The 21,653-nt window shown below is 68.4% G+C and carries 24 protein-coding genes; 16 read left to right on the top strand and 8 right to left on the bottom strand.

The annotated features are described in order from the left end of the window. The first annotated feature begins 84 nt into the window (after nucleotides 1–84). From NS3_RS23085 to NS3_RS23075, 3 genes are all read left to right on the top strand, one after another. Entirely contained in the window at nucleotides 85–1,311 is a 1,227-nt protein-coding gene (locus NS3_RS23085) for an Rv3212 family protein (protein WP_067863316.1), read from the top strand. 115 nt (nucleotides 1,312–1,426) lie between these two features. Further along, nucleotides 1,427–1,918, top strand: a complete 492-nt coding sequence (locus NS3_RS23080) for a GNAT family N-acetyltransferase (protein WP_067863314.1) — start codon at nucleotides 1,427–1,429, stop codon at nucleotides 1,916–1,918. 21 nt (nucleotides 1,919–1,939) lie between these two features. Continuing rightward, nucleotides 1,940–2,665: an endonuclease V gene (locus NS3_RS23075; protein WP_067863312.1), complete on the top strand. Its 726-nt coding sequence runs from the start codon at nucleotides 1,940–1,942 to the stop codon at nucleotides 2,663–2,665. Here NS3_RS23075 and NS3_RS23070 read toward each other — a convergent pair. Continuing rightward, complete coding sequence (locus NS3_RS23070; protein WP_067863373.1) at nucleotides 2,638–3,048, bottom strand: hypothetical protein; 411 nt, start codon at nucleotides 3,046–3,048, stop codon at nucleotides 2,638–2,640. The two genes, NS3_RS23075 and NS3_RS23070, sit on opposite strands and share 28 nt — an antisense overlap. A 155-nt stretch (nucleotides 3,049–3,203) precedes the next feature. Between NS3_RS23070 and NS3_RS23065 the strand changes: the two genes are divergently transcribed. Further along, nucleotides 3,204–4,145 carry a diacylglycerol/lipid kinase family protein gene (locus NS3_RS23065; protein WP_067863310.1) on the top strand — a complete coding sequence of 314 codons (942 nt, stop codon included), beginning with the start codon at nucleotides 3,204–3,206 and terminating at the stop codon, nucleotides 4,143–4,145. A 258-nt stretch (nucleotides 4,146–4,403) separates the two neighbouring features. Beyond that, nucleotides 4,404–4,658 (top strand): WhiB family transcriptional regulator, encoded by a 255-nt coding sequence (locus NS3_RS23060; protein ID WP_067863307.1) that lies wholly within the window; start codon nucleotides 4,404–4,406, stop codon nucleotides 4,656–4,658. Between the two features lie 259 nt (nucleotides 4,659–4,917). On the opposite strand, the gene NS3_RS23055 is transcribed toward NS3_RS23060, so the two are convergent. Beyond that, complete coding sequence (locus NS3_RS23055; RefSeq protein ID WP_067863304.1) at nucleotides 4,918–6,432, bottom strand: sensor histidine kinase; 1,515 nt, start codon at nucleotides 6,430–6,432, stop codon at nucleotides 4,918–4,920. 21 nt (nucleotides 6,433–6,453) lie between these two features. After that, nucleotides 6,454–6,669 carry a biotin/lipoyl-binding carrier protein gene (locus NS3_RS23050; RefSeq protein WP_067863301.1) on the bottom strand — a complete coding sequence of 72 codons (216 nt, stop codon included), beginning with the start codon at nucleotides 6,667–6,669 and terminating at the stop codon, nucleotides 6,454–6,456. Nucleotides 6,670–6,760: 91 nt separating this feature from the next. Between NS3_RS23050 and NS3_RS30610 the strand changes: the two genes are divergently transcribed. Beyond that, complete coding sequence (locus tag NS3_RS30610) at nucleotides 6,761–6,835, top strand: 50S ribosomal protein bL37 (RefSeq protein ID WP_110293457.1); 75 nt, start codon at nucleotides 6,761–6,763, stop codon at nucleotides 6,833–6,835. Between the two features lie 108 nt (nucleotides 6,836–6,943). Here NS3_RS30610 and rsrA read toward each other — a convergent pair whose 3' ends face one another. Both rsrA and NS3_RS23040 read right to left on the bottom strand, forming a co-directional pair. Continuing rightward, a complete protein-coding gene (rsrA, locus tag NS3_RS23045) occupies nucleotides 6,944–7,216 on the bottom strand; it encodes a mycothiol system anti-sigma-R factor (RefSeq protein WP_067863297.1) in 273 nt (90 codons plus the stop codon). A 20-nt stretch (nucleotides 7,217–7,236) separates the two neighbouring features. Then, nucleotides 7,237–7,944, bottom strand: a complete 708-nt coding sequence (locus tag NS3_RS23040; RefSeq protein WP_067863370.1) for a sigma-70 family RNA polymerase sigma factor — start codon at nucleotides 7,942–7,944, stop codon at nucleotides 7,237–7,239. 254 nt (nucleotides 7,945–8,198) lie between these two features. Between NS3_RS23040 and ybaK the strand changes: the two genes are divergently transcribed. Next, nucleotides 8,199–8,690 (top strand): Cys-tRNA(Pro) deacylase, encoded by a 492-nt coding sequence (gene ybaK, locus NS3_RS23035; RefSeq protein WP_067863294.1) that lies wholly within the window; start codon nucleotides 8,199–8,201, stop codon nucleotides 8,688–8,690. Between the two features lie 164 nt (nucleotides 8,691–8,854). Further along, nucleotides 8,855–9,229, top strand: coding sequence for a hypothetical protein (locus NS3_RS23030; RefSeq protein ID WP_067863291.1), 375 nt, complete (start codon nucleotides 8,855–8,857; stop codon nucleotides 9,227–9,229). A 36-nt stretch (nucleotides 9,230–9,265) separates the two neighbouring features. Here the strand turns inward: NS3_RS23030 and NS3_RS23025 are convergent, their stop codons facing one another. Then, nucleotides 9,266–10,066 (bottom strand): SOS response-associated peptidase, encoded by an 801-nt coding sequence (locus NS3_RS23025; RefSeq protein ID WP_067863367.1) that lies wholly within the window; start codon nucleotides 10,064–10,066, stop codon nucleotides 9,266–9,268. A 173-nt stretch (nucleotides 10,067–10,239) separates the two neighbouring features. Here NS3_RS23025 and NS3_RS23020 point away from each other — a divergent pair, with 173 nt between their 5' ends. The 7 genes from NS3_RS23020 to NS3_RS22990 all read left to right on the top strand — a co-directional run bounded on the left by NS3_RS23020 (nucleotide 10,240) and on the right by NS3_RS22990 (nucleotide 17,623). After that, entirely contained in the window at nucleotides 10,240–11,739 is a 1,500-nt protein-coding gene (locus NS3_RS23020) for an aldehyde dehydrogenase family protein (protein WP_067863364.1), read from the top strand. A 147-nt stretch (nucleotides 11,740–11,886) separates the two neighbouring features. Beyond that, nucleotides 11,887–13,197 carry a 3-phosphoshikimate 1-carboxyvinyltransferase gene (gene aroA / locus NS3_RS23015; protein ID WP_067863288.1) on the top strand — a complete coding sequence of 437 codons (1,311 nt, stop codon included), beginning with the start codon at nucleotides 11,887–11,889 and terminating at the stop codon, nucleotides 13,195–13,197. Beyond that, entirely contained in the window at nucleotides 13,194–14,195 is a 1,002-nt protein-coding gene (rsgA, locus tag NS3_RS23010) for a ribosome small subunit-dependent GTPase A (RefSeq protein WP_067863361.1), read from the top strand. The genes aroA and rsgA overlap by 4 nt, the downstream gene beginning before the upstream one ends. 237 nt (nucleotides 14,196–14,432) lie before the next feature. After that, nucleotides 14,433–14,771 (top strand): DUF732 domain-containing protein, encoded by a 339-nt coding sequence (locus NS3_RS23005; protein ID WP_169811675.1) that lies wholly within the window; start codon nucleotides 14,433–14,435, stop codon nucleotides 14,769–14,771. Nucleotides 14,772–15,149: 378 nt separating this feature from the next. Then, on the top strand, nucleotides 15,150–15,641 hold the full coding sequence (locus NS3_RS30170; protein WP_245649761.1) for a DUF4352 domain-containing protein: 492 nt from the start codon (nucleotides 15,150–15,152) through the stop codon (nucleotides 15,639–15,641). A gap of 98 nt (nucleotides 15,642–15,739) precedes the next feature. Next, nucleotides 15,740–17,089 (top strand): NADP-specific glutamate dehydrogenase, encoded by a 1,350-nt coding sequence (gene gdhA / locus NS3_RS22995; protein ID WP_067863282.1) that lies wholly within the window; start codon nucleotides 15,740–15,742, stop codon nucleotides 17,087–17,089. Nucleotides 17,090–17,188: 99 nt separating this feature from the next. Beyond that, complete coding sequence (locus NS3_RS22990; protein ID WP_067863278.1) at nucleotides 17,189–17,623, top strand: hypothetical protein; 435 nt, start codon at nucleotides 17,189–17,191, stop codon at nucleotides 17,621–17,623. A 413-nt stretch (nucleotides 17,624–18,036) separates the two neighbouring features. On the opposite strand, the gene NS3_RS22985 is transcribed toward NS3_RS22990, so the two are convergent. Next, complete coding sequence (locus NS3_RS22985; protein WP_245649760.1) at nucleotides 18,037–19,011, bottom strand: fatty acid desaturase family protein; 975 nt, start codon at nucleotides 19,009–19,011, stop codon at nucleotides 18,037–18,039. Between the two features lie 172 nt (nucleotides 19,012–19,183). Further along, nucleotides 19,184–20,440, bottom strand: coding sequence for a DUF2797 domain-containing protein (locus NS3_RS29270; RefSeq protein ID WP_157101486.1), 1,257 nt, complete (start codon nucleotides 20,438–20,440; stop codon nucleotides 19,184–19,186). Nucleotides 20,441–20,626: 186 nt separating this feature from the next. Here NS3_RS29270 and NS3_RS30165 point away from each other — a divergent pair, with 186 nt between their 5' ends. Next, nucleotides 20,627–21,652 (top strand): uracil-DNA glycosylase, encoded by a 1,026-nt coding sequence (locus NS3_RS30165; protein WP_245649759.1) that lies wholly within the window; start codon nucleotides 20,627–20,629, stop codon nucleotides 21,650–21,652. Nucleotide 21,653: the final 1 nt, after the last annotated feature.

Here is a 21,653-nt window from a genome sequence, read left to right as displayed (position 1 = left end):
ACCGAATCGAGCACCGAGACGGTCGAAACGAAGGCGGGATCAGCGGCTTCGGTGTAGGGCGGGCTATCGGCTAATCTCGCATTCGTGCTCGCACCAGAGCGGCGAACGCGCGCCGACATCATCGCCGCCATCGGTATCGCGGTCGCGGTGCTGCTCGCCGCGATCGTGGTGTGGGCGCGCGGCGACGCCACCGGCACCGAATCGGTGACGGCGGTCGAGCCCGCGACCACCCCCTCCGCGGCGGTCGAACTTCCCACCGCTCTGCGGGAGCTGTGGCACGCCCCCGACGACGCGAGCGAACGCGCTCTCGTCGCCGGGGGCGCTGTCGTCACCGCCTCTGGCGGCACGGTCACCGGACGCGATCCGAACAGCGGCGCCGAACTGTGGCATTACCGCAGGGACATGCCGCTGTGCGGGGTGGAGACACAGTTCGGCATGGTGGTGGCCGTCTACCGGGACGAGCGCGGGTGCAGCCAGGCCACCATGCTCTCCGGCAACGACGGCGCGCGCCGCACCGCGCGCAGCAGCTACATGGACGACGAGGTGCGGCTGTCGGTGGACGGCACCTACCTGCTGGCCCAGGGCGACGAGCGACTGGAAGTGTGGCGCTCGGATCTGGTGCGCACCGTCGAATACGGCTATGTCGACGCGCCGGTGAACGTGAAGACCCAACCGCGCAAAGGCTGCACGCTGCTCTCGGCGGCCTCCGGTTCGTCGCGGCTCGCGGTGCTCGAATCCTGCCCCGACGACGCCGCCACCCGCCTGACGGTGATGAATCCCTCGCCCAAGGACAACACCGTCCCCGAGGAATACGGTTCCCGCGTGCTGACCGGGCCCGGCGCGGAATCGCGCGACGCGAAGGTGATCGCGGTGTCCGACAGCAAGATCCTGCTCTACCAGCCGGGCACGGACCTGGGTTCGGAGTCCGTGCCGCCGCGCCTGTCGGTCTTCGACGGCAACGGCAATCCGATCGCCGTGCACGAGCTTCCGGCGCCGATGGACGATCCCCGGACAGCCCGGGTCGGTTCGGTGTCCCTGGTGCACACCGGCTCGGAACTGATCGCCCTGAACTCGGCCACCTTCGAGCCGCAGTGGACGGTGCGGGGTGCCATCGGCACGCCGGCGGCGATGGCGACCCGGCTGCTGGTGCCGGTGCCCGATGCCATCGTGGCCGTCGATCTCGTCAGCGGAGCCGAGGTGGCACGTATCCCCGTCGACCGCTCCGGCGGCGCGGACTCGGACATCTCCCTGGCCGTCCTCGGCGAGATCGTGCTCGAGAAGCGCGGCGACACCCTCTACGGCCTCGGCTGACCGGCGCCCGCTCGCTTGGCCCGGCCGCGCACGACCGACCGGGCCGCCTTTCGAGCGAAGTCCCCATCCGACCGGAGTCCGTGAGCACCGGACTCCCCGACCGACGGAGCACCCGATGACCGAATCGCCGATCCGCCGCGCCACCCGCGACGATGTGCCCGCCCTGGTGCGTCTGGTCTACGACCTGGCCCAATACGAGCGTGCCCGCGAAGAGTGCACCCTCACCGAGAAGCAGTTGCACACCGCGTTGTTCGGCCCTTCGCCCGCTCTGTTCGCCCACGTGGCCGAGGACGAGACCGGCACGGTCGTCGGCTGTGCGATCTGGTTCCTGAACTTCTCCACCTGGGACGGCGTGCACGGCATCTACCTCGAAGACCTCTTCGTCGACCCGAAGGCCAGGGGCACCGGCCTGGGCAAGGCGCTGATCGCCGCGCTCGCGAAAGAGGCCGTCGATCACGGCTACAGCCGGGTGTCGTGGTCGGTGCTGACCTGGAACACGCCCTCGATCGAGTTCTATCGCGCGATCGGCGCGGCCGAGCAGGACGAGTGGGCCGGCTACCGCCTCAGCGGCCCGCAGCTGTCAGCACTCGCCGCGACCGTCTCCTGAGTACCTGGCGAAAGGGAGCCCATGCGCATCCCCACGACTTTCACCCTGCCCGCGAGTGCCGAAGAAGCCACGGCGATCCAGGACGAACTCCGTACCCGAGTGATCACCGTGGACCCGCGCCCACCGGCCTTCGCCACCGTCGCCGGACTCGACTCCGCCTATGACGACGAGACCGGCCTGGCCGCCTCCGCCGCGGTCGTGCTGGACGCCCACTCCCTGACGCCGCTGGAGACCGCCGTCGCCCACGGCGAGGTGCGGTTCCCCTACGTCCCCGGCCTGCTCGCCTTCCGCGAACTGCCGACCACCCTGGCCGCGCTGGCACAGCTGACGACGACCCCGGATCTGCTGGTCTGCGATGCCCAGGGCCTGGCCCACCCGCGCCGCTTCGGGCTGGCCTGTCACGTGGGTGTGCTCTGCGAGCTACCCGCGATCGGCGTGGCCAAGAACGCGTGGGGGGTATGGAGCGAGCCCGGCCCGCGCCGCGGCGACGCCACCGACATACTGCTCGACGGCGAGGTGGTCGGGCGCGCACTGCGCACCCGCGACGGCGTGAAACCGGTCTTCGTCTCGGTCGGTCACGCCATCGGCCTGGACACCGCGTGCGCGCAGGTGCTGGCTCTCACCCCGCGCTATCGCCAGCCCGAGACCACCAGGCAGGCCGACCAGCTCTGTCGCCGCGCACTGGCCGAAGCCCTCGCGGCGCGGTCCTGGCCGAGCGCTCACCCCTGCGGAGACGCGCCCCCGTAGTCCTCGGCCATCCACCGGTTCGAGGCGGGCGCGAACAACATCACCAGCGCCCCGACCACGATCACGCCGAGCAACGTGCCGAGCACGGGCTGATGGGAGTCGGTGAGCAGCGACCACGCCACCGGCAGCAGCAGTACCTGTGCGATCACCGCGATCGAGCGCCCCCAGCGGTGTCCGAGCAACAGCCCGATGCCCGCCGCGAACACCGCGCCGCCGAGAATGCCGAACCACGCGGCCGTGCCGTAACCGCTGGCCTGGGACTGATCGTGGCCGAGCAGGCCGCGGATCACCAGCACGATCGCCACGGTCACCGCGACGCCGCCCTCCAGGGTCACCAGCGCGCCCGCGCCGCGCACCGTGCCCGGTGTCGCGTCCGCCGAAATCTCACCCTGGCCCGAAATCTCACCCTTGCCGAGCCCACCACTGTCGCTGTCAGCCACGCGGCCAAGCCTACGACGCGCGCCGTGCTCGCCCCGCCGCCCGGTCGGCCCTCGGCCGGATACGAACCGGACCCGCTCGCGCCACTAGGCTGCTCGGCGTGCGCACGCTGCTGATCGTCAATCCCAACGCCACCTCGACCACCCCGGCCACCCGCGATCTGCTGGCGCACGCGCTGGAGAGCCGCACGCAGCTGACCGTCGCGCACACCCAGCACCGCGGTCACGCGGCCGAACTCGCCCAGTGGGCCTCGACCAACCAGATGGATCTGATCGTCGTACACGGCGGCGACGGGACGGTCAACGAGACCATCAACGGTTTCGTCCCGCTGCCCGAACTCGACGACGGACAGGTCTGGCGCCCGCGCCTGGGCATCATTCCCGGCGGCTCGGCGAATGTGTTCGCCCGTGCTCTGGGAATCTCGCCCGACCCGGTCACAGCGACCAACCAGCTCATCGACCTGCTCACCCTGAATCGCGACCGCCGAATCGGCCTGGGCCTGGCCGACGATCGCTGGTTCACCTTCAGCGCAGGCGTGGGCTTGGACGCCGATGTCTGCGAGGCCATAGACGGCGCCCGCGCGAAAGGCCATTCCGCCACTCCGGCACGCTATCTTCGCACAACAGTTCGACAATTCTTCCGCGCCAAGGGGCATGAACCGCAGGCGCGAATCACCATTCCCGGACACGAGCCGATCGACGGTGTTCATTACGCCTTCGTGACGAACACCGATCCGTGGACCTATCTGAACTCCACTCCCGTGCGCACCAATCCCGGCACGAGGTTCGAGACCGGTCTCGGCGTGTTCGCCATGCGATCGATGTCACTACTGCCCACCCTCCTGGTCGCCGGGCAACTACTCGCGCCGGAGGGAAACCCGCAGTCGCGCCAATTGTTTCGCCAGGACGACGTCCCGGCCGTGCATATCGAGGCGCGGGAGCCCCTCGGCCTGCAAATCGACGGCGACTTCATCGGCAAGCGCGACACCGTGGATTTCGTCGCCGTCTCGGGAGTGCTCGATGTCGTGGCCCCGCGGCCATGAGAGCGACCTCACACCTGTGACGATCCTCCCGGTTGCGCTGCGGAAAGCCGGTTGAGCGAGTAAAAAGGAACGGGCGGGCACCCCATGTGGGAACCCCGATCGCGTGAGCTTCCCCACGGTGACCTGGATACCTATTGACATCTACGGTGTTCGTGAAAGCATTCACAAGCAACCGTGCGGAAACCTTCAGGTCGCACAAGTTAACGAACCACAAACCACTAAGGCGCCTCTCCGGGCGCCCAGCAAAGGAGCAGAGGAATGGACTGGCGCCACAAGGCCATCTGTCGCGACGAGGACCCCGAACTGTTCTTCCCGGTGGGTAACAGTGGTCCTGCGCTCGCGCAGATTGCCGATGCCAAGCTGGTCTGCGCTCGCTGCCCCGTGACCGCCGATTGCCTGTCCTGGGCCCTGACCTCCGGACAAGACGCGGGCGTATGGGGTGGCATGAGCGAAGACGAGCGCAGGGCGCTGAAGCGTCGTAACGCGCGCACCCGCACCCGCACCACCGTCTGAGAGACGACGCGGCGATACCGGACCCTGATGTACGGCCCGGTATCGCATAATGAGCCCGGCACCGCACAGGTGCCGGGCTGATTTATTTACACGGAATTGTTTGCAATATTTCCGGTAATAGGCAGACGATTCACAAAGTGTCCTACGCCACATCAATAACTCCGCTTTCATTCGCCGTGTCCACCGATGACAAATGCGGAGCATCCCGTCGGCAAACGCCGACCGCGGAACGGCAGATGCCGCGGCGGGAGTGCGGCCGTCAGCGCCCTTGACGACGGCCGAGCGGGACGCGCAGCACCGCGTCGGTTCCCACGTCGGCACCAGGGTGCAGGCCGATCGAGCCGCCCAGTTCGGCGGTCACCAGGGTCCGCACGATCTGCAAGCCCAGCCGGTCCGAGCCCTCCAAGCTGAAACCCGGTGGCAGGCCGCGACCGTCGTCGCTGATGATCACATCGAGCCAGCGGGCCGAACGCTCCGAGCGGATGGTGACGGTGCCGGTCTGGCCGGAGTCGAAGGCGTGCTCGATGGCGTTCTGCACCAGCTCGGTCAGCACCATCACCAACGGGGTGGCGCGCTCGGCGGAGAACACGCCGAGCGAACCCGCGCGGCGCACCTTGATCCGGGTGGTGTGCACGGTGGCGACGTCGGCCATGATCGGCAGCAGCCGATCGACGACCTCGTCGAGATCGACTTCCTCGTCCACCGACATCGACAGCATCTCGTGCACCGACGCGATCGAGGTGACCCGGCGGACCGACTCGGTCAACGCGACTCTGGCTTCCTCGTTCTCGGTGCGCCTGGCCTGCAGTCGCAGCAGCGCCGCCACGGTCTGCAGATTGTTCTTGACCCGGTGGTGGATCTCGCGGATGGTCGCGTCCTTGGACAGCAGCGCGCGGTCGCGGCGCTTGACCTCGGTGACGTCGCGGACCAGCACCGCCGCGCCGGCCAGTTCGCCGTGCGGCCGCAGCACCAGAGTGCGCAGCAGGACCGTGGCCCCGCGCGCCTCCACCTCCATACGGCGCCCCGTCCGCCCGGCGAGCGCGGCCTGGATGTCGCCCACCACCTCCTGGGCGTCGAACGGATCGGTGATCAGCGATCGGGTGGTGACGGCCAGGTCCTGCCCGTCCAGATCCGCCTGCAACCCCATCCGGTGATAGGCCGACAACGCGTTCGGGCTGGCGTAGACAACGGTGCCCTGGGTGTCGAGACGGATGAACCCGTCACCGGCGCGCGGACTGGAGTGCGTGGCCGCGCGGTCCTCGGTGGTCGGGAACGTGCCGTCGGCGATCATCTGGCACAGATCGTCGGCACAGGCGACGTAGGCGATCTCCAGGCTGCTGCGCACCCGGGAACGCTGCATGTCGGTGTCGCGGGAGAGCACCGCTATCACGTCGTCGCCGCAGCGCACCGGGATGGCCTCACGCACCGCGTGCACCGGGTGCGGGTGATAGACGCCCTTGACCTCCGCACCGCCATCGGTCCGGGTGACCTGCCCGGTCAGCAGGGCCTCGAACACCTGCGGATGGTCCTCGCGCGAGGCGACCGTGCCGACCATGTCCTCGACGTGCACGGTCGACGCCGTCGTGGGGCGGCACTGAGCGACGCAGACGATGTCCGCGCCGTCCTCCACCGGGCCGGCCCCCACCCACAGCAGAAGATCGGCGAAGGACAGATCGGCGAGCAACTGCCAGTCCCCCACCACCCGTTGCAGATGGTCCACGGCCAGGCCGGGAAGGTCGGTGTGTTCGGCGAGGAGTTCGCTCAGCGTCGCCATATCGGGTCCGCCGCCGGACCGCTAGGAGATGACGGCGATGAGATCGCCGGCCTGTAGCACCTGGCCGGGCTCGACCTCCACCGCGGTGACCTCACCGGCGATCTCGGTGAGCACCGGGATCTCCATCTTCATGGACTCCAGCAGGATCAGCGTCTGGTCCTGCTCGACCTTGTCGCCGACGGCGACCTCCACGGTCAGGACGGTGGAAACCATCTCCGCGCGCACTTCCTCAGCCATGACACCTCATTCGTTCGGTTGGCCTGTATCCGCTGAAGCTACAGCCAACCACACATGAAAGAATGGCCTTCAATCAGAAGGGAGACTACCGATGGGTAAGCGTGGACGTAAGAAGCGTAGCCGCAAGGGCAATGCCGCCAACCACGGCAAGCGGCCCAACTCCTGAGCCGCGGCCGGCAGGCTGAACACCGAGCGGCACGCCACTTCCGTTTCCGGAAGGCGTGCCGCTCAGTTTCGTTCTATGGGCTTTTCCCACGGGCTGTGTGGGTCCGGCTCAGGCGGTGTCCGCCGGGCTGTCGCTGTTCTCGATGATCGTCACCGACCGGCGGATCTCGATCGACAGCCGCGCGCGCAGCGAGTCCGGCGCCTTGTCCCCGCCGCATTTACGACTGAGCAGGCTCTTGACCTTCTCCTCGATGCCGTAGGCCTCGATGCACGGCGAGCAGTGGTCCATATGGTGCTGCAGCCGAGCACGGGTGGCCTCGTCGCACTCCCCGTCGAGCATCAGCCAGACGTCGGTGAGTACGGCCGTACAGTCCATCTCCATGTCGGGGTCACGCTCGACACTCACTGCTTGACCTCCTGACGCTCGCCACGGTGGAACCCCCGCTCGCGCGCCACGTCGGCGAGCAGGCCCTTGAGTTGCTTGCGGCCGCGGTGCAGCCGGGACATCACGGTACCGATCGGGGTGCCCATGATGTCGGCGATTTCCTTGTAGGGGAAGCCTTCGACATCGGCGTAGTAGACCGCCATACGGAACTCTTCGGGAAGTTCCTGCAGTGCCGCCTTGATGTCGTCGTCGGGCAGCGCGTCGAGCGCCTCGACCTCGGCCGAGCGCAGTCCGGTGGAGGTGTGCTCGGCGGTGGCCGCGAGCTGCCAGTCGGTGATCTCGTCGGTCGGATACTGGGCGGGCTGACGCTGCTTCTTGCGATAGGAATTGATGTAGGTGTTGGTGAGGATGCGGTACAGCCAGGCCCGCAGGTTGGTGCCTTCCTTGAAGGACTTGAACCCCTGGAACGCCTTGACGTAGGTCTCCTGGACCAGGTCCTCGGCGTCGGCCGGGTTCCTGGTCATGCGCAGCGCGGCCCCGTAGAGCTGATCGAGCAGCGGGAGCGCGTCGCGCTCGAACCGCTGGGCCAGGCTCGCCTCGTCCTCGACCGAGTGGCTCCCGACAGGTCCGCCCCCGACGGACTCGTCCGCAACCGGTTCGGACTCGGCCGGGTCGGACACCGCGTCATCGTCGCTCGTCACACCTGTCCCTTCGATCGGCGTCATTGCCGAATCTACCGGCTCGGCACGATCGTGCGGGAACCCGGCGTCCGCCGGAGCCATCACGCCCCACACCGGGCGTTCGTCGAGCAATACCGACACCGGCCTCTCCTTCGCTTGTCCTCGGGGTTTCCCTTCGCGTGCAACACGCCCGGGCGGCGCGGTGTTCCCGGCGGATACACCCGAGGAGCGCCGGTCACCGGCACCGGCCCGGCGGATAACCGGTGGCCGCTCCCGGGCGGCGGTTCTAGGGTGTCGCCATGGCCGCCGCTTCCACCCCCGCCATCCGCACCCTGACCACGGCGGGGTTGCCCCATCGGGTGCACTCCTACAAGCACGACCCGCGCGCCGACTCCTTCGGCGCGGAGGCGGTCGCCGCGCTGGCCGCCGACCTCGGCGTCGAACCCGCGCAGATCTTCAAGACTCTGGTCGTGGAACTGTCCACCGGCGGGCTCGCCGTCGCGGTGCTACCTGTGCCGAACTCGTTGTCGCTCAAGGCCGCCGCGAGCGCCCTCGGCGCACCGAAGGCCGGAATGGCCGAACGCGCGGCGGCCGAGCGCAGCACCGGGTATGTCCTCGGCGGCATCTCCCCGCTCGGACAGCGCAGGAAACTGCCCACGGTGATCGACGAGTCCGCCCTGCGGTGGGACCGCGTCCTGTGTAGCGCGGGCAAACGCGGCCTCGAGATCGAGCTCGCCCCCGACGATCTCGTCCGCGCCGCCGACGCGGTGGTCGCGGCGATCACCGCCTGAGGACCCACCGGCCGACGCGCCGCGCAAACACCGCCCGGTGTCGGAGTCCTCACAACTCTCCGGCGACACGCCAGGAACGGACGACGGCGGCCCGCACCGTGTGCGTTACTGGGTGGGCGTTTTCCAGCCAGGTCCGACTCGTCCGACCCGAGGATGTGATGCGAATGTCCGCCCGTCCGCTGTCCCCGCACCGCCCCCGTATCCGCCGTTCGCGCGCCGTGCTCGCCGCTCCCGCACTCGCCGCGACGCTGCTGCTGGCACCGGCTCTCACCCCGGTGTTCGCCCCGGCCGCGGGCGCGGAACCGGGTCTCGGGGAGGTCATCCCGGCACAGCCCGGCCCCTCCGAGATGCCGTTCGACGGTCAGGGGTCCGACGATTCCCGTAGCGATCGGTCCGGCAGCGATCAGCCCGGCAGCGACCTGTCCCGTAAGGCCGAGGACTTCGGCGGCTCGGTCGTCAACGAGGTCATCGACCTGAGCACCGGCATCGTCAAGTGCGTGATCAATCTGGCGACCGACTCGGTGCCCTGTCCGCTCTGATCTGATCCGCGACGGGCGACGCGTCCGGACCACCGGTCACAGCAGGCTGATCTGCTCCGGTCGCTCGGCCTCGCCCCGGGATTCGGCGACCTCGGCCAGCAGTTCCGGCCCGTTGTTCTTGACGCTGTTGACCAGAGTCGACACCGGACGCACGACGATGTCGCGCACGATTTCCTCCTCCGGCGTCGCGAGCAGTTCCGCGGGCGCCGGATGGTCCGGGTCGAGCCAGGCATCCCAGTGCTCGCGCGGCATGGGCAGCGGCATCCGGTCGTGGATGCGGGTCAGGTCGCCGACCGCGTCGGTGGTGAGGATCGTGCACGACAGGAGCGGCTCGCTCCGTGGCAGCGCACGATCGCGCCATACCGACCACAGTCCGGCCATGTACAGCCGCGAGCCGTCGCCGTTGGCCATGTAATAGGGCCGTTTGATCGCCTTGCGCCCGCCGGCCGGGTCGGGTTCGACCAGCCACTCGTACCAGCCGTCCATCGGGACCAGACAGCGCCGGTATTTCACGGCGTCGCGGAACGACGGGGTGGTGGCGGCCTTGTCGGCGCGGGCGTTGAACAGCGGTTTGCCCTTCGCGGGCACGCCCGGCTCGGCGGCCTTGGTCCAGGTCGGGATGAGCCCCCAGCGCATCCGCCGGATCCGCAGGGCCGGGTCGTCGTCGGGGTGCTCGCGGTCGTGGCGGGACACGATCGTGAGCACCCTGTTGGTCGGCGCGACGTTGTAATTCGCGTCATCCGCGTTCGCGGTATGCGTGCCTGCGGTTTCGTCGATGGCGTCGAGTTCTACCGCGAGCCTTCCCGGATTCGTCGTGGTGGCATATCGTCCGCACATATTTCCGAGCATGGCACCCCCCGCCGACACCCGTGGCAACAATTCGGGGGATAGTGGTGACCTGGTGAGAGTTTTGACTTAGCATTCTCTCAACGAATGGAATGCATCACACCGGTCCGATCCGGCACGCGCACCGACCGGCCAACGCAGGAAGCAAGAGGAGAGCCACCGACGTGACAACTATCGAGACCGCCCCCGACACCACCCTCGAATCGGTCAACCCGGCGACGGGCGAGGTCCTCGCCACCTACCCGATCGCCGACGAGGAGGCGGTGCGCGCGGCCGTCGCGAAGGCCCGCAAGGCCGCCAAGGTGTGGGGCGCGCTGAGCTTCGACGAGCGTCGCAAGCACCTGCTGCGCTGGTCGAGCCGCCTGGTCGCCGATGCCGACGAGTTCACCGAGCTCATCCACAAGGAGAACGGCAAGCCGCGCGACGATGCCTTCCTCGAGCTGATGCTGGCCCTCGAGCACATCGCCTGGGCCGCCAAGAACGCCAAGAAGATCCTCTCGCCGAAGAAGATCTCCTCCGGCGCGATGATGTCGAACTTCGCCGCGCGCATCGAGAGCCGCCCGCTCGGCGTCGTCGGCGTGATCGGCCCGTGGAACTACCCGGTCTACACCCCCAACGGCTCCATCGGTTACGCGCTGGCCGCGGGCAACACCGTGGTCTTCAAGCCCAGTGAGTACTCCACCGGCATCGGCAACTTCCTGGCCCAAGCGTTCAAGAAGGCCAACCCCGAACTGCCCGAGGGTGTCTTCGAGACGATCAACGGCTACGGCGCGACCGGCGCGGCGCTGGTCACCTCCGACATCGACAAGATCGCCTTCACCGGCTCCACCGCCACCGGCAAGCGCATCATGGCCGCCGCCGCCGAGAACCTGACCCCCGTGCTGCTCGAGTGCGGCGGCAAGGACGCGGTCATCGTCGCCGCCGACGCCGACGTGAAGGCCGCCGCCGACGCGATCGCCTGGGGCGCCACCGCCAACAGCGGCCAGACCTGCGCGGGCGTGGAGCGCGTCTACGTGCACAAGTCGGTCGCCGACGAGCTGATCGCCGAGGTCAAGCGCATCCTCACCGACGTCAAGCCGGGTTCGGACGACAAGGCCTCCTACGGCCCGATGACCATGCCGAGCCAGATCGACATCGTCAAGCGCCACATCGAGAGCGCGCTGGCCAACGGCGCCACCGCCGTGCTCGGCGGGCCCGAGTCCGTCAAGGGCCCGTTCATCGAGCCGGTCGTGCTGGTCGGCACCGACGAGAACTCCGAGGCCGTGACCGAGGAGACCTTCGGCCCGACCATCACCATCCGCGTCGTCGACTCCGTCGACGAGGCCGTCGAACTGGCGAACAAGTCGAAGTACGGCCTGTCGTCCTCGGTGTACTCGAAGAAGGACGGCCTGGCGATCGCTCGACGGCTCGAGGTCGGCGCCACCTCGGTGAACTCCGTGCTCGGCTTCGCGGCCATCCCCGGCCTGCCCTTCGGCGGCGTGCGCGAATCCGGCATCGGCCGCATCCACGGCGAGCCGGGCCTGCGCGAGTTCACCCGCCCGCACTCGATCGCGATCCAGAAGTTCACGATCCCGGGCATGGCGCTGCTGAGCTACTCGCGCACCGAGCAGAACATGGCCATGCTGCGCAAGGTCGTTCCGTTCCTGCACGGCCGTAACAAGTAATCCCTGATCCGGGGCGAGGCGTACTCCGCGAGCAGCGGGGTGCGTCTCGCGTCGACGCACGGCACCGATGGACGCGGGGTCGGTGCCGTGCGTCGAATGGGCCACAGTTCGCATCCGCCCGCGTGTCCACGGATGCGATCGGCAAAGATGGACCCCGTGACTCATTGGCCAGCGCCCCACGTCGACGTCCCCGTTCACGCGACCGTGACCCTGCCCGGTTCCAAGTCGATCACCAATCGCGCGCTGATCCTCGCCGCGCTGGCCGACGGCCCGTCCACCATCACCGGCGCGCTCCGCAGCCGCGACACCGACCTGATGATCGCCGGTCTGCGCGCGCTCGGCGCGCGTATCGAGGGCGAGGCCGACACGCTGACCGTCATCCCTGCCCCGTTGCGCGGCGGCAGCGTCGACTGCGGTCTGGCCGGCACCGTCATGCGGTTCCTGCCCCCGGTCGCCGCGCTGGCCGCGGGCCGGGTCTTCTTCGACGGTGACAGTCAGGCCAGACTCCGTCCGCTGCGCACCATTCTCGACGCGTTGCGCACTCTCGGCGCCGAGATCGAGGGCGACGCACTGCCCTTCACCGTCGTCGGCACGGGCGAACTGCGCGGCGGCCCGGTCACCATCGACGCCTCCGGCTCTTCACAGTTCGTCTCCGGTCTGCTGCTCTCGGCGGCCCGGTTCACCGAAGGCGTGACCGTGCACCACGACGGCTCACCGCTGCCGTCCATGCCGCACATCGAGATGACCGTGGAGATGCTGCGCCGCGCCGACGTGGAGGTCGAGGCTCCCGCCGATGTCCGTGCCCCGCAGACCTGGTCCGTGCGTCCGGGCGTGATCCGCGCGGTGGACTGGGAAGTCGAGCCCGACCTGTCGAACGCCACCCCGTTCCTGGCCGCTGCCGCGGTGACCGGCGGACAGGTGAGCATTCCGCACTGGCCCCGGCTGACCACCCAGCCCGGCGACGTGATCCGCGAGATCCTGGTCCGGATGGGCGCCGAGGCGCGTTTCTCCGAGAACGTGCTGACCGTGCAGGGCCCGGATCGCCTGGCGGGCATCGACATCGACCTGCACGACGTCGGCGAGCTCACCCCCACGGTGGCGGCGCTGGCCGCGCTCGCCGATTCCCCGTCCCGGCTGCGCGGCATCGCGCACCTGCGCGGGCACGAGACCGACCGGCTGGCCGCGCTGTCCACCGAGATCAACCGCCTCGGCGGTCAGGTCACCGAGACCGAGGACGGCCTCGAGATCTCCCCCGCCCCGCTGCACGGCGGCACCTGGCATTCCTACGCCGACCACCGGATGGCCACCGCGGGCGCGATTCTCGGCCTGCGGGTGCCGGGCATCGAGATCGAGGACATCGGCACCACCGCCAAGACTCTGCCCGATTTCGTCGATCTGTGGGACCGGATGCTGGTCGGCGATGCGGCGGTCGCCGAATCGGGCGGAGCCGCACGCTGAGTCCGCCACGCCGCTCCGCCTCCGGCTACGACGAATCCGATGTCCGGGTTCGTCCCGGCCGGAGTTCACGTCCGCGCACCAAGACCCGCCCGCAGCACATCGACGCCGAGCAGGCGATGGTGGTGGCGGTCGATCGCGGCCGCTGGGGCTGCGTGCTGGACGACGATCCGGACCGGCGCATCGTCGCCATGCGCGCCAGGGAACTCGGACGCACGCCGATCGTCGTCGGCGATCAGGTGGACGTGGTCGGCGATCTCACCGGCAAGCCCGACACCCTCGCGCGGATCGTCCGGGTCAACGAACGTCGCACCGTGCTGCGCCGCACCGCGGACGACACCGACCCGTTCGAGCGCATTGTCGTCGGCAATGCCGAACAGCTGTTCATCGTCGTCGCGCTGGCCGATCCGCCGCCGCGCACCGGATTCGTGGAGCGCGCCATGGTCGCCGCCTATGTCGGCGGCCTGCGCCCGGTCCTCTGCCTGACCAAGCGCGACCTGGCCGCGGAGTCCGAATTCGCCGCTGTCTTCGCCGATCTCGACCTGACCATCGTGCACGCGGGCATCGACGACCCGCTGGAACCCGCGCTGGATCTGCTCACCGACCGCCTGACCGCCTTCATCGGGCACTCCGGGGTCGGCAAATCCACCCTGGTGAATCGCCTGGTGCCAGACGCCTATCGCGCCGTCGGCGAGGTCTCCGGCGTCGGCAAGGGCAAACACACCTCCACCCAGTCGGTCGCGTTGCCGCTGCCCGGCGGGGGCTGGGTCGTCGATACCCCCGGGGTGCGCTCCTTCGGCCTGGCCCACATCACCCCCGACGACGTGATCGCCGCCTTCAGCGATCTGGCCGAAGCCATCGAGAACTGCCCGCGCGGCTGTACCCACCTCGGCCCGCCCGCCGACCCCGAATGCGCCCTCGACGAACTCCCCGGCACCGAGCAGCGTGTGGCGGCCATCCGCAGACTGCTGGTCGCGCTGAATTCCAACGAATCCTGGTGAAGACCGCCCCGTATCCCACTGCCATGCAGACCCGGCGGACGGATCGCACGGCGAGTCCGAACCGATAGTCCACCCCACCCCCGAATATTTGCCGCTATGGTGCGACAAAAGTCCTCCTACCTGCGTTTTCAGCGCTAGCGTTCACCGCGCCCGGTGTCATCAACCCGCTCTCGGCCAGCAGAAGGACACATGCGCACCCACCCCCTCCATTCCCGCGCCCTCGCAGCATTTCTCGCCTTGCCCACGATCTGCCTCGGCTCCCTGACCCTGCTGTCCGGCAGCGTCGGCCCGGCGGAGGCGACGCCGGATATGCCCTCGGCCGCAACACATTCCGGTGCCCGCACGGCCCTCGACCGGCAATTCCTGCGGGAGAGTTTCTTCGACGGCGAACCCGTGCCGGTGCAGAACGCCGCCATCAAGCTCGCCCGCAGTCAGTGCGCCTATCTCGACACCGCGGGCAACCGCCCTGCCGATCACATCTATCTCGCCGAATCCGCCACCGGCACAGTCGAATACCCGCACCTGTTCCTGGAGGCCGCCATCCACGCCTACTGCCCGCACAATCGGCTGCTCTGATTCGTCCGCGCAACCGCTCGCGCCCCGCATCGGAAAGGATGTTCCATGACCGACCCGCAGAATCCCCAGCAGCCGGACCCGCAGCAGCCGGACCCTCGGCAGCCGGACCCTCGGCGGTCCGGGCAACCCTCGCGGGAGGAGGAGGGACAACCCTGGCAGGGCGAGTCGGGGCAGCCTTCGCAGAGCGGGTCGGGACAACCTTGGCAGGGCGGCCCGGGACAACCTTGGCAGGGCGAGTCGGGACAACCTTGGCAGGGCGGCCCGGGACAACCTTGGCAGGGCGGCCCCGGACAACCGCCGCCGCAGTGGCAGGGCTCGGGTCGGTACCCACAGCAACCGCCGAAGAAGCGAGCCGTCTGGCCGTGGGTACTCGGCATCGTGGCGGTGGTCGTGCTGGCGGTCTGCGGCGGCTGCATCGCCCTCTTGGGCGGGATCGGCACCGAGATCGCCGAGGACGAGGAGGCCCGCACCTCCGCCCAACCGGCGGGGTCGGAGGTGCGTGACGGCAAGTTCTCGTTCGTGGTCACCCGGGTCGATCCGCCGGTCACCGAGGTCGGTGACAACGAGATCATGCGCGAGACCGCCCAGGGCGAGTTCGTCCTCGTCCACGTCGAGGTCACCAACACCGCGAACGAACCGCAGACCTACTTCAGCGAGAACCAGAAACTCATCGACGATCAGGGCCGCGAGTACACCAACGACTCCATGGCCGAGATGAGCGTCAACGCCCCGAACATGATCACCGAGATCAATCCCGGCAACAAGCTGTCGACCATCATCGTCTACGACGTTCCGCGCGGCACCGTTCCGGCCGCCATCGAGTTCCACGATTCCACGTTCTCCGGCGGCGCGCGGGTCGCCCTGAAATAGCCACCGCTCGGCCGCCGTGCCCCTTGGGATCAGTGACCTCACACACCCGGGCGCAGGGCGGTGAGTTCGCCGGACACGGCGGGGAGGATGATCGGCCCATGGCTGACTTGGACGCGAGGCTGCGCGACATCTACGAGGAGATCCTGCACCGTAACCCCGGTGAGGCGGAATTCCATCAGGCTGCTTTCGAGGTGCTGGAGAGTCTCGGCCCGGTGGTGGCCAAGCATCCCGAGTACACCGACGGCGAGGTGATCCGGCGGCTGTGCGAGCCGGAACGTCAGATCATCTTCCGGGTGCCGTGGGTCGACGACCAGGGGCGCGTGCAGATCAATCGTGGCTTCCGGGTGGAATTCAATTCGGCGCTCGGCCCCTACAAAGGCGGGTTGCGTTTCCACCCCAGCGTCTACCTCGGCATCGTCAAATTCCTGGGTTTCGAGCAGATCTTCAAGAACTCGCTGACCGGCATGCCGATCGGCGGCGGCAAGGGCGGGTCCGACTTCGATCCCAAGGGCCGCTCCGACGGCGAGGTCATGCGTTTCTGTCAGTCGTTCATGACCGAGCTCTACCGCCATATCGGTGAGCACACCGACGTGCCCGCGGGCGATATCGGCGTCGGCGGCCGGGAGATCGGCTTCCTGTTCGGCCAGTACAAGCGCATCACCAACCGCTACGAGTCCGGCGTACTCACCGGCAAGGGCCTCACCTGGGGCGGCTCGCAGGTGCGCCCGGAGGCCACCGGCTACGGCACCGTCTACTTCGTCGACGAGATCCTGCGCTCGCGCTCGGACAGCTTCGAAGGCAAGCGGGTCGTGGTGTCCGGCTCCGGCAATGTCGCCATCCACGCCATCGAGAAGGTCGAACAGCTCGGCGGCCTGGTCGTGGCCTGCTCTGATTCGGCCGGCTACATCGTCGACGAGAAGGGCATCGACCTCGACCTGGTCAAGGACATCAAACTGGCCCGCCGCGACCGCATCAGCGACTACGCCGACGAGCGCCGCGGCGACGCCCGCTACGTCGACGAGCAGTCGATCTGGGATGTCCCCTGCGACATCGCCCTGCCGTGCGCCACCCAGAACGAGCTCGACAAAGACGCCGCCGCCACGCTGGTCCGCAACGGCTGCACCATCGTCGCCGAGGGCGCCAACATGCCCTGTACCCCCGAAGCCGTGCGCACCCTCGCCGACGCGAACGTCACCTTCGCCCCCGGCAAGGCGGTCAACGCGGGCGGCGTGGCCACCAGCGCCCTGGAGATGCAGCAGAACGCCTCTCGCGACTCCTGGACCTTCGAGTACACCGATGCCCGCCTCGCCGAGATCATGCGCGGCATCCACGACCGCTGCCTGGAAACCGCCGACGAGTACGGCTCCCCCGGCAGCTACACCGCGGGCGCCAATATCGCCGGCTTCATCCGGGTAGCCGATGCCATGCTCGCCCTCGGCGTCATCTGAGGGCCCGCGAATTTTCGGAAACCACTCCGCAGGCAAAACCGAAGCATTAGCGTTTCGCATTGCTCGCCTCGACGCGGGCAATGCGAAGGAGTACCACCCATGAAGAAGTCTCAGCGTGCCGGCGTCGGCACAACCGCACTCGGCGCCCTGGCCGCCGTCGCGGTACTCGCGGCCCCGAACGCGAACGCCCTGGTCACCGGTATCAGCGTCGCCGGTGTCACGTTCTGCGCCGGCGACACCTACACCGTCACCGTCGAGACCACCGTGACCTCGTTCCTCTTCGACGTCACCCTCACCGACAACGGTGTCGAGATCGGCAAGAAGAAGCCCTCCGACAGTAAGGCCGTCTTCTCCTGGACACCGGCCTCCCCCGGCGAGCACACCCTCGAGGCCGTGCAGGAGCTGGTCAGCAAGAAGTCCGTCACCGTGGCCGTCGAGGACTGCACCCCGCCGCCCACCGGTGGGGGCAGTGGGTCCGCGGTCGGCAGCAGCGGCCTGGGCGCGCTGCTGCCGAGCCTGTCCGCAGGAGACTGACGGCGGGCTTCGCTACCGGACACGGGACTCCCGGCACGAGCGTCGTCACCGACGCCTTGCCGGGAGTTCCTTCGTCTGCGCGGTTATCGCTGCCCCGTTCCTCCGCACGCCGGACAGTGAATCCACGAACCGACGTCGATATATCCGCCGGTCCCCGAGCACCGCGAACACGAGACGATCCGTAGCGACCACACGATTCGTGCCATTTCCCCTGTTTCCCCTTTCTCGGGGCCGCCCTCGGCTCGAGGACAACCCGGCTCCGATGCTGCCACGCCGGAAGCGGGGTGTCTGTCCTCCGAGGGCCCGACGACCCCACGCCCGCGAGCCCGGATCGGCTCCACAGTCGGATAATCGGCGAACACCGGGACCGCGTTTCGCACCCGGTCACCCCCCGGGAGCAGCGCGCGGCGTTGTCAGCCCCGCGGTCGGGCGAACCGGCCGATCCGATGCAGGAATCCCACCGCTTGCCGGTAGGAGTCGATCAACCCGACCTGGTGGTAGGGCACCCCGATCTCGGCGCAGTACTCGATGACCACCGGCTGGGCGCGACGCAGGTTGCCGCGCGGCATCGACGGGAACAGGTGGTGCTCGATCTGATAGTTCAGCCCGCCCATGGCCGCGTCCAGCATCCATCCACCGCGCACCGTGCGCGAGGTCAGCACCTGCCTGCGCAGGTAGTCGACCGTGTCCTCGGGCGAAAAGACCGCCATCCCCTTGTGATTGGGCGCGAACACACACCCCATGTAGAACCCGAACGCCGCCTGGTGCACGGCGAGGAACGCCACCGCCTGCGCCGGCGTCAGCACGGCGAACGCGACGACCACGAGTCCGGCCAGATGCGCGAGCAGCAACAGACCCTCGGCGAGCCGGTTCGGGATCTCACCGCGCAGCACCGCACGAATGCTCTTGTTGTGCAGGCTGACCGCCTCCAGGCACACCAGCGGGAAGAACAGCCAGCCCTGGTAGCGGAAGATCCAGCGCCGGAAGGTGCGTTCGGCGCGCGCCCGCTCCTCGGAATGCACCAGGACGCCGGTGATGTCCGGGTCGGAGCCTTCGGTGTTGGGGTGGGCGTGGTGACGATTGTGATTGCTCGTCCACCACCCGATGCTCACCCCGATACCGAGATTGCCCGCCAGCAGCCCGTACAGGTAGTTCGCCCGCCGCGTCGCGAAGATCTGCCGATGGCCGGCGTCGTGGCCGAGAAAGGCGAACTGCGGGAGGATCGCCCCCAGGACGACGGCGGTGAGCAACTGCCACCACGTGGCGCCGAGCGCGAAGAACACACCCCATCCGCCGAGCAACGCACCCACCACCACGGCGGTCCGCACCAGGTAATACGACGGCCGCCGCTCCATCAGTCCGGCGTCGCGGACCCGCCGCAGCAACACCGCATAGTCGCTACCGTTTCCACGCGCCGGGGCGTGTGCCACCGGCCCTCCGGCGGATACCGTCGTCAATTTTCGCCCGTTCGCTCCGGTGGACCCTGTGTCCCCGCTCACCGAACCGTATCGGGCCGCGGATGTCCACTCCAACGTGGGCCCGCCGGTGGCAGGCCGAGAATCAGAACAGACCGATCTGCGTCGCGGACGGCTTGTTCTCGATGGAATCGTCCAGCGTGATCCGGCGTCCGATGAACGGGGATTCGTTGACCAGCACCAGCTCCGGCGACCCGTCGCTCTCGCGACAGAGCAGGGTGTGCCCGTGCGCGTCGACGGCGTCGAGGACATACTCGCCGGGCCCGCTCGGCGGCGGCGCCACATCGAGGAACCGCCAGTATTCCTGTAACCGGCGATAGAACCGCTCGCCGCCGGTCCAGGGATCGGACAGGATCGTCGTGCCGGGAGGCAGGTGGTCCACGGCCTGGGAGGCCGCCGTGTCCAGCGTGCGTTCCAGCTTCGGCCAGCCCTCCAGCACCCCGGTCAGGGCGGCCATCTTGACCCTGGTGGTCACCGCCTCCTGGAAGCCGGCCGCCGACACCAGCCGTTCCAGTTCGCGCACATGCAGTCCGTCGGGCGAGGACGCCACGAAACGCGCCAGTAGGGCACCCTGTTCATACAACCGCTTGTTCCGCCGGGTCAGCGTGGCGGTGCCCACCTTGCATTCCCCGTTCCCGAAACACGCGATATAGAGAAGATGCGGCTGCCCGATGTATTCGCGGATCTGCCGCGGCAATTCCTCCAGACTCCCGCGATGCCGATGCACCACCGAGAATCCCTCACGGAACCGGCAGCGATCGCACTGTCTGCCACTGGTCACCTCGGCGCCCCGCGCACAAGGCAGTCGATTACCTGCGCCGCCGTCGAAGGTGAAATAGCCCAGGCACCAGCGCTTTTCATCAGAGATCCGGAAGGCCGACCGACGACCGGCGCCGGGCAACTCCTCGATCGAGCCGTCCGGGGAGATCATCTGGTGGTACCAGCTGCCGTCGTCGCGCCAGCGCAGTCCGCCGTACAGAAAAGGCTCCACCGCGCCTGCCAAGTCCCTCTCCCTTTCACCCGAACGGATGACAGTACCCCCGCACAAACGATGAGACGATACATCCGCCGCACATTCGGCATACGCGCTCGTCGCGGTGATCCTCCCGGCTCCCACCTGATCGGAATCGCACGGAAAAGGGGAAGTGTCGTTGCACTCGTCGCCTGGCGAACCATCGTGACCTCCGACGCCGACTACGTCCACGCGGACGACGCACGGGCCGAGACCATGTGCAAGGTCAGGGTCATCGGGCTCGACTACAGCCGCGCGGTAGAACTGCTGCGCCTGCATGCCGGCTGCGTGCCCGACGAATGCGATGTCCACCTCGCCTGCGCTGTTCACATCGCCGACTGGCTGTACGGCCGCTGAGCCCGGGTCGCCTGGGAACCCGAGACAGCGGCATCGCGGACCGGCAACAGCGGCTCGACGGCGTTACTCTCATGAATCGACCGATCTGGACCATCCGGGCAGGTCGAGTAACCCCGTCGGCGCGATCGTGAATCGCCGACAAGGAACGGAGAGTCACTGATGGCGATCGGCAAGAGCACGCCCCGCGGAATTGTTCAGCGGGCCAAAGACACGCTCACGCGTTTCCTGCCCAAGCGCGGGAACGGTTCGGTTGCCGAGCCGTCGGGAGACGAGGCGGACGTTGCCGCCCCGGCGGATGCCACGCCCGCGGACCCGGAGTCCCCGTCGGCGACGTCGCCGCAACCGGCAGCAGTGGAGCCGCCGAAACCTTCTCCGTCCCTGGCTGCCGCCGAGGAGACTGCTGCGCCGCCGGAGGAGGACAGGGCGGCCGACCGGAGCGAGCCCGTAGCCGCTGTCGAGGCCGCCGAGGAAGCCGTCGACGTCGCCGAGGAAGCTGTCGCGGAACTCGCGGCCGCCACCGTCACCGTGACCTCGACGGAAGACGAAGCGACGAAACTCGTCGCCCGCCGAATGGGCGACCCGGAGTACCGGCAGGAGCAGTACGCGAACCGTTACGAGGGACGCGTCGCGCCGATCAACCGTCTCATCGACGAACTCGTCGAGGAATCCGGCGAATGGATGCCCTACGTGGCCCCGGTGTACGGCGGCACCGAAGCACGTCTGCTCACCCTGTTCCGCGACCCCGGTCCCAAGACCAAGGTGGACAAGGGCAGCGGCATGCTCTCCCTGGAGAACGACGACCAGTCCGCCGAACGCTTCCTCACCTTTTTCGAGGAAGCAGGAATGCAGGTCGACGATCTGATGACCTGGAACACCTATCCCTGGTACATCAATCGCAAGCCGAGTGCCGCCGAGATCGACCGCGGCCTCGAGCCTCTCGAGCGCATCATCGCGCTACTCCCCGAGCTGACCGTCGTCATGGCCCACGGCGGCGACGCGCACACCGCCTGGCGACGCTTCGAACGCAAGAACCCCGCCGTCGCCGAGAAGTTCCTCGTCATCCCCACCTACCACACCAGCAAGCAGGCGCTGTTCACCCCGGATCCGGAAGTCCGCGCCGCGCGCGAAGCGAAACTTCGCGACGACTTCGCCCGCGCGGCGGCGCATCTCGCGTCCCGGAAGTAGA

It is taken from the genome of Nocardia shimofusensis NBRC 100134 (assembly GCF_001613125.1).
GTDB lineage: Bacteria > Actinomycetota > Actinomycetes > Mycobacteriales > Mycobacteriaceae > Nocardia > Nocardia shimofusensis.
The sequence above is the reverse complement of the archived record's forward strand: the minus strand, read 5'-3'. Positions and strand labels throughout refer to the sequence as shown.